Consider the following 6,519-nt stretch of genomic DNA (forward strand, 5'->3'; position numbering starts at 1 on the left):
GTCAGCGCAGGCTGACTGCCTGCTGCAGCACTTCGTCCTGCAGCTTGATGGTCTGGGCGTTGGCCTGGAAGTTGCGCTGGGCAATGATCAGCGCCACCAGCTCCTTGGTCAGATCGACGTTGGAGGTTTCCACCACGCCGGCCTCGATGTCGCCGAACAGGCCGGTACCGGCCTCGCCGATCAGCGCCTGGCCGGAATCGCTGGTCTCCACCCAGCCGCCACCGACCGGGGTCAGGCCCTCCGGGTTGCGGAAGTTGGCCATGCCGATGGTGCCCAGCACCTGGGTCCGCTCGTTGGAGTAGTTGCCGATGACCTGGCCCTTCTTGTCGACGCTGATGCCCACCAGGCTGCCGGAGGTGTAGCCGTCCTGGTTGAGGCTGCCGAGCTCGAACTCGTTGGCGAACTGGGTGCTGCCGGTGACGTTGAGCTTGAAGCTCATGTCGTTGGCACCGTTGGTCAAGGCGAAGTTGATGGTGCCAGGCTCGTAGCCTTCGGCCAGCAGACCATTGCTGTCGAACGACAGCTGAAGCTCGTCGCCGGAGAACTCCTGCCCTGCCTCGGTCGCGCGGGATATCTTGATATCCCATGCATTGTTGTCGGTCTTGATGAAGTACAGGGTCAGCGTCTGCGGCGTGCCCTGGGAGTCGAACACGGTGGCGCCGTTGGCGTAGGAATAGGTGCTGGACTTGAGCGGATCGAAGGCCGCCGGGTCCAGGCTCGGCAGGGTGGCGTCCAGGTTCAGGGTGGCCTTGATCTCGCCGGTCGCCTTGGCCGGCAGGCCGGCCGCGGAGATGTTCAGCTGCTGCAGCTGGCCGCCGTTGCCGGCCGCCCCCGGGTAGCCGGTCAGGCGGCCACCCTGGGCGTTCTCCAGGTAGCCATCCGGAGTCATGGTCAGCTGGCCGTTGCGCGCATAGACGATCTGCTCGCCCATGTCGAAGCGCAGGAAGCCGCCGCCACTGATCGCCAGGTCGAGGTTGCGCCCGGTGGCTTCCAGGTTGCCGTCCTTGAAGTTCTGCTGCACCCCGGCGACGCTGACGCCCAGACCGACCTTGGCCCCGGCGTACACATCGGCGAACTGCATGCTCGCGCTCTTGTAGCCGATGGTCTGCGAGTTGGCGATGTTGTTGCCCATCACGTCGAGGTTCTTGGATGCCGCGTTGAGACCGCTGAGTGCCTGCGAAAAGCCCATTGCTTGACTCCCTGGCGCAGTGGCTGACCGCCAGCTGCGCGAATGCAACGATGAAAAGGTGGTTAGAGGATCTGGCGGATGTCCTGCAGACCGACCCGCCCCAGGGTGGCGCCGAGGTCGATCTGCGGACCGCTGGCGCCGCTGCTCACGCCACCGACCCGGGCATAGGTGAGCACGGTGGCCGGCTGGGCCTGCTCGTCGGCGAGGGCCTCGACGGCCACCCGGTAGGCGCCATCCGGCGCCACGCTGCCGTCATTGAGGGTGCCGTCCCAGACGAACGACTCGACCCCCGCCGACAGGGCGCCGAGGTCGAACTGGCGCACCAGCTGGCCGGCGCCGTCGTAGATGCTGACCTTGACCTGATCGGCTGCGCGGCCGAGTTCGACACCGAACGGGGTGGTCTCGCCGCTGCCGACCAGCACGCGGTCGCCCGGCACCAGCACGCCGCGGCCGATCAGCGCCGAGGCCTGCAGGGTCTGCCCGGCATCGATCTGCCCGGTGATGCCCTTGAGGGTCTCGTTGAGTTCCTCGATGCCGCTCAGGGTGTTGACCTGCGCCAGCTGCGAGGTCATCTCCGCGTTCTCCATCGGCTTGAGCGGATCCTGGTTCTGCAGCTGGGTGACCAGCAGGGTCATGAAGTTCGAGCGCAGGTCGTCGGCCTTCTTCTGCTCGCTGACGCCGGCCGAACTGCCGCCGCCGTTGATCGAGCTGATGACCGAGCTGTCGATGGTGTTGCTCATGCCGGCGCTCCTCAGCTGTCGCCCAGGGTCAGGGTCTTGAGCATCAGCTGCTTGCTGGTGCTCATCACCTCGACGTTGGCCTGGTAGGAGCGCGAGGCGGAGATCATGTTGACCATCTCGTTGACCGGCTCGACGTTCGGCAGGGTCACGTAGCCCCGCTCGTCCGCCAGCGGGTGCCCCGGGCGGTATTCCATGCGCATCGGCGCATCGTCCTCGATCACCTGCGCCACCTTCACTCCGCCGACGCCCTGGCTGTCGCCCCCCTGCGCCTCGAAGATCACCTGCTTGGCGCGGTAGGCCTGGCCATCCGGTCCGCTGACGCTGTCGGCATTGGCCAGGTTGCTGGCGGTGACGTTCATGCGCTGGGACTGCGCGCTGAGCGCGGAACTGGAAATGCTGAAGATGTTGAACATGGTCATGGCGGCTTACTCGGGCTGCAGGGCGGTCTTCAGCCCCTGGATGCGGCTGTTCATCAGGGTCAGGCTGACCTGGTAGCGCATCGCGTTGTCGACGAACTCGCCGCGCTCGAGATCCATGTCCACCGTGTTGCCGTCCATGCTGGGCTGGCCGGGAATGCGGTAGAGCAGCTCGCGCTCGCTGGCCAGACCGCCGAGGCGGCCGCTCAGGTGACGGGCATCGGTGGTTCTCAGCGCCTGGGGGCCGGCAGCCGGCTGCGCCTGGGCGGCCCTGGCCAGCTCCGCGGCAAAATCGAAGTCCCGCGCCTTGAAGTTAGGCGTATCGGCATTGGCGATGTTGTTGGCCAGCACCTGCTGACGCTCGGCACGCAAGCCCAGCGCCAGCTGGTGCATGCGCAGCGCACCGTCGAGCTTGTCGATCATGCGGACGTCCTCCGCGCCACTCGGCGCACAAGGGAAAGTTGTTCAGGACACAGAATAGGGGGGCGGCCGTCAGCGCAAAGGTGCGAACAGGCCGGTATTTACCGTTCAATTTCCGTCTTGGCTGCCGGCCGGCCTGCCTAGAATCTGGCCCTCCCGCTTACCTCGAGGCGCCGCCATGCCGCGTCCCTTCCTCCTTTCGCGCGGCCTGACCGGCCTCGCCGGGCTGCTCGCCCTGCTGCTGACCGGTGCGCCATCAGCCGCGGAAAGCGACCCGGTGGCTGTCGCGATCCATGATTTCCTCCGCCGCGAAGCCGCCCGTCCGGATCGCCAGGTGACCGTGGCGGTGGCGTCCGTCGCCGCGCACCTGCCGCCCTGCGCCCAGCCGCAACCCTTCCTGCCCCAGCCCACCCAGCGCCTGCTGGGCCGCGTCGCCGTCGGCGTACGCTGCGGCGACGGCGCCACCCGCTACCGGCAGGCGACGATCACGATCCACGCCGCCTACCCCGTCGCCCGCCGGGCGCTGGCGGCCGGCGAAGTGGTCACCGCCGAGCTGCTCGAACTGCAGCAGGGCGACCTCGGCCGCCTGCCGCGGCATGCCGCGCTGGACGCCGAGCAGGTCATCGGCCGCGAGCTGACCCGGGCGCTGGGCAAGGGCAGCCCGCTGCCGGTCAACGCCCTGCGCAGCGTGCCGCTGGTCGAGCGCGGCGCCCGCGTCCGGGTCGAGGCGCGCGCCGGCGGTTTCGTGGCCAGCCGCGAGGGCACCGCCCTGGACAGCGGCGGCCAGGGCGACGAGATCCGCATCCGCACCGAGACCGGCGCCGTCCTGCGCGCCCGCGTGCACAGCCGCAATCTGCTGACGGTCGATTTCTAACCCGCTCGCTCCAGGCGCATAATCTGCGACACGGAGCGCACTTTCCCGCGAACCGGGCACTCAAGTCGGCCCGCCGCGGGCCGATAGTGAAGACAGGCACCACGCAAGGGAGGTTTCCCGTGAAGATCGACAGCTCACAGCCACCGGCTCGCCCGCTTGCCACCTCGGGCAAGGAGCCGGCAACCCACGCCCAGCGCGCCCAGGCGGCGTCAGCGGACCAGTCACCATCCACGGTGACCCACCTCAGCACGTCCGACAACCGCTCGGGCAGCGAGGATATCGACCTGGCGCGCGTCGCCGAACTGCGCCAGGCCATCCGCGAGGGTCGCCTGGAAATCGATGCCGAGCGCATCGCCGATGGCCTGATCGCCAGCGTGCGCGAACAGCTCGAGCAGAACTGACCCGTATTCCGGAGCCCGCATGAGCCTGGCCAAGCATCTCGCCCGCCAATCCGCCACCCTGGCGCAGTTCATCCTCCTGCTCGAAGACGAGCAGCGCGCCCTGGCCCAGGGCCAGGTGGACGGCCAGCGCCTGAGCGAACTGGCCGCCGGCAAACAGGCGCTGCTGGACACGCTCGAACAGCTGGAGGCGCAACGCCGGCACGCCCAGCTCCGCCTCGGCTATGGCGACGATCGCCAGGGAGCGGCACGCGCCGCCGCCGACGCCGGCTGCCTCGACAGCTGGCAGCAGCTGCTCGTCCAGGCCAGCCGGGCACAGCAGCTCAACCGTCGCAATGGCGACGGCATCCGCGCGCGCCTGGAGCAGAACCAGCGCATGCTCAACTTCCTTCGCGAGGCTGGCGGCAGCGGACTCTACGGCCCGGACGGCCAGTCCCGCCATGGGCGGCACGGCGCCCTCGCCTCCCGCGCCTGAATCACACCGCCGCGCCACCCCCAGCAGATTCCGGACCAGCGCAGTCACAGAAGCGCAACATTCAAGTGATATCAATCCGACATCACTTGTGATCCGGTAACTTGCATGCTCTCCCGTCTCAACATCGCCGCCCGCCTGCACCTGGCATTCGGCGGCATCGTCCTCCTGCTGGTCGCCGCCACCGTCGTTGGCGTACAGGGGCTGGCCACCCAGAAGCGCACCGCCAACGAACTGCTGCATGTCGACATGGCGCTCCTGCAGAACGCCGCCGAAGTGCGCCGCCTGACCCTCGAGGGACGCCGCATCGAGAAGAGCCTGTTCCTCAACGTCAGCAACCCGCAGGCGGTGCAGAACTACAAGCAGCAGTGGGACGCCACCCACCAGGAGCTGACCGCGACCCTGCAGCAGGGCGTCGGCCTGGCACCCGACAGCAGTCTGGGCGAGCTGTACAGCCAGTCGGCCATCCTGCTGGACGCCTATCACTTCGGCTTCAGCGGCGTCTATGAGCGGATCGCCGCCGGCGAGATCAGCGATCCGGCCATCGCCGACATGGTCTTCGGCCAGTTCAACGACGAGATCCAGCAACTGGACCAGCAGGCCATCGCCATCGCCCAGGCCGCGCAACGGCTGGCGGCCAGCGCCGACGACAGGATCGAACAGCAGCACCGCAATGCCCTGGCCGGCCTGCTGGCCTTTGCCGCCCTCGCCGTGCTGATCGCCGGGATCATGGCCGTGCGCATCAGCCACGGCATCATCGCCCCGCTGCGCAGCGCCCTGGAGGCCACCCGCCGGGTCGCCGAGGGCGACCTGACCCAGGCCATCCACGGCAACACCCACGACGAGACCGGCCAGCTGCTCGAAGCCATGGGCGAAACCAACCGCAAACTCTCGGATCTGGTCGCCTCGCTGCATGACAACAGCGACCAGGTATTCGCCAGCGCCCACGAGGTCCTCCTCGGCAGCCAGGAGCTGGCCGCGCGCACCGACGAGCAGGTGGCCGCCCTGCAGCAGACGGCCTCGAGCATGGAGCAGATCACCGCCCTGGTGCAGCAGAACAGCGAGTCCACCGAGCAGGCCAGCCGCCTGGCCGCGACGGCCGCCGCCACGGCACAAAGCGGCGGCCGGGACGTCGAGCAGAGCATCCGTCTCATGCAGGAACTGGCGTCCAGCTCGCAGAAGATCAACGACATCATCCAGGTCATCGACTCCATCGCCTTCCAGACCAACATCCTCGCCCTCAACGCCTCGGTCGAGGCCGCCCGGGCCGGCGAACAGGGCCGCGGCTTCGCCGTGGTGGCCGCCGAGGTACGCAGCCTGGCCAGCCGCAGCGCCGCCTCGGCCAGCGAGATCCGCAACCTGATCGAGGCAATCGCTGACAAGATCGGCCATGGCGTACGCCAGGCCGAGCACAGCGGCCAGACCATCCGTGAAACCGTCGTCTCGATCGGCCAGCTCTCGACGCTGATGCAGGAGATCGCCAGCGCCACCCGCGAACAGAGCGCCGGCATCGGCCAGATCAATACCGCGATCAACCAGCTGGACAGCACCACCCAGCAGAACGCCACCCTGACCGAACAATCCCGGGCCGCCGTCGCCACCCTGGAAGACCAGGCGAGCCAGATGAGGCAACTGGTCGCCAGCTTCAGGACCGAGGACGCGGCCGAGCACGGCGAACTGCACACGCTCGAAGCCCTGCAGGGGTATACCCTCGCCCCCGCCAGGGCGCAGGAAAGCAAGAGCTACGGGCCTCAGTGGGCGACTTGCTGAGCAGGTAGAGCGCACCCAGCCATGGTTGGACCGTAATCTCATCTACACCCTGCGCCGCGGCTAACGCGCGCTTTCCTGCAGACTGGCCCTCGCATCCTTCTTCAACAGCTCAGTGTAGTGGTCTACTGATCCCGGACACCGATTTAGGCGAAAATCATCGCCATTAGAGAGGTGTTCGATGAGCAGACAGCGACGTACGTTCTCCGCAGAGTTCAAGCGCGAGGCCGCCACCTTGGTTCT

General features: G+C 67.8%; 8 protein-coding genes. 4 read left to right on the plus strand and 4 right to left on the minus strand.

Annotated features, from left to right (window positions below; translation table 11 throughout):
• Position 1: 1 nt before the first annotated feature.
• The 4 genes from flgE to flgB all read right to left on the minus strand — a co-directional run bounded on the left by flgE (position 2) and on the right by flgB (position 2,768).
• Positions 2 to 1,189 (minus strand): flagellar hook protein FlgE, encoded by a 1,188-nt coding sequence (gene flgE, locus RA210_RS18525; protein ID WP_201487591.1) that lies wholly within the window; start codon positions 1,187 to 1,189, stop codon positions 2 to 4.
• Positions 1,190 to 1,251: 62 nt separating this feature from the next.
• Positions 1,252 to 1,929 (minus strand): flagellar hook assembly protein FlgD, encoded by a 678-nt coding sequence (gene flgD / locus RA210_RS18530; protein ID WP_136490880.1) that lies wholly within the window; start codon positions 1,927 to 1,929, stop codon positions 1,252 to 1,254.
• 11 nt (positions 1,930 to 1,940) lie between these two features.
• Positions 1,941 to 2,348 carry a flagellar basal body rod protein FlgC gene (gene flgC, locus RA210_RS18535; protein ID WP_201487592.1) on the minus strand — a complete coding sequence of 136 codons (408 nt, stop codon included), beginning with the start codon at positions 2,346 to 2,348 and terminating at the stop codon, positions 1,941 to 1,943.
• Between the two features lie 6 nt (positions 2,349 to 2,354).
• Positions 2,355 to 2,768 carry a flagellar basal body rod protein FlgB gene (flgB, locus tag RA210_RS18540; protein ID WP_201487593.1) on the minus strand — a complete coding sequence of 138 codons (414 nt, stop codon included), beginning with the start codon at positions 2,766 to 2,768 and terminating at the stop codon, positions 2,355 to 2,357.
• Between the two features lie 175 nt (positions 2,769 to 2,943).
• Here flgB and flgA point away from each other — a divergent pair, with 175 nt between their 5' ends.
• The 4 genes from flgA to RA210_RS18560 all read left to right on the plus strand — a co-directional run bounded on the left by flgA (position 2,944) and on the right by RA210_RS18560 (position 6,279).
• On the plus strand, positions 2,944 to 3,639 hold the full coding sequence (flgA, locus tag RA210_RS18545) for a flagellar basal body P-ring formation chaperone FlgA (protein ID WP_201487594.1): 696 nt from the start codon (positions 2,944 to 2,946) through the stop codon (positions 3,637 to 3,639).
• Positions 3,640 to 3,758: 119 nt separating this feature from the next.
• Positions 3,759 to 4,040 (plus strand): flagellar biosynthesis anti-sigma factor FlgM, encoded by a 282-nt coding sequence (flgM, locus tag RA210_RS18550; protein WP_136490884.1) that lies wholly within the window; start codon positions 3,759 to 3,761, stop codon positions 4,038 to 4,040.
• A 19-nt stretch (positions 4,041 to 4,059) separates the two neighbouring features.
• Positions 4,060 to 4,512 (plus strand): flagella synthesis protein FlgN, encoded by a 453-nt coding sequence (locus RA210_RS18555; protein WP_201487595.1) that lies wholly within the window; start codon positions 4,060 to 4,062, stop codon positions 4,510 to 4,512.
• Between the two features lie 105 nt (positions 4,513 to 4,617).
• The gene (locus RA210_RS18560) at positions 4,618 to 6,279 is read left to right on the plus strand and encodes a methyl-accepting chemotaxis protein (RefSeq protein ID WP_201487596.1); all 1,662 of its coding nucleotides are present in this window, start codon (positions 4,618 to 4,620) and stop codon (positions 6,277 to 6,279) included.
• Positions 6,280 to 6,519: the final 240 nt, after the last annotated feature.

It is taken from the genome of Pseudomonas sp. OF001, from assembly GCF_904426495.1.
Lineage (GTDB): Bacteria > Pseudomonadota > Gammaproteobacteria > Pseudomonadales > Pseudomonadaceae > Geopseudomonas.

What these genes read in the sequence shown, in the direction of transcription:
- flgC (WP_201487592.1), bottom strand. Translation starts at nt 2,348, where the DNA reads ATGACCATGTTCAACATCTTCAGCATTTCCAGTTCCGCGCTCAGCGCG.
- RA210_RS18555 (WP_201487595.1), top strand. Translation starts at nt 4,060, where the DNA reads ATGAGCCTGGCCAAGCATCTCGCCCGCCAATCCGCCACCCTGGCGCAG.
- RA210_RS18560 (WP_201487596.1), top strand. Translation starts at nt 4,618, where the DNA reads ATGCTCTCCCGTCTCAACATCGCCGCCCGCCTGCACCTGGCATTCGGC.
- flgD (WP_136490880.1), bottom strand. Translation starts at nt 1,929, where the DNA reads ATGAGCAACACCATCGACAGCTCGGTCATCAGCTCGATCAACGGCGGC.
- flgB (WP_201487593.1), bottom strand. Translation starts at nt 2,768, where the DNA reads ATGATCGACAAGCTCGACGGTGCGCTGCGCATGCACCAGCTGGCGCTG.
- flgA (WP_201487594.1), top strand. Translation starts at nt 2,944, where the DNA reads ATGCCGCGTCCCTTCCTCCTTTCGCGCGGCCTGACCGGCCTCGCCGGG.
- flgE (WP_201487591.1), bottom strand. Translation starts at nt 1,189, where the DNA reads ATGGGCTTTTCGCAGGCACTCAGCGGTCTCAACGCGGCATCCAAGAAC.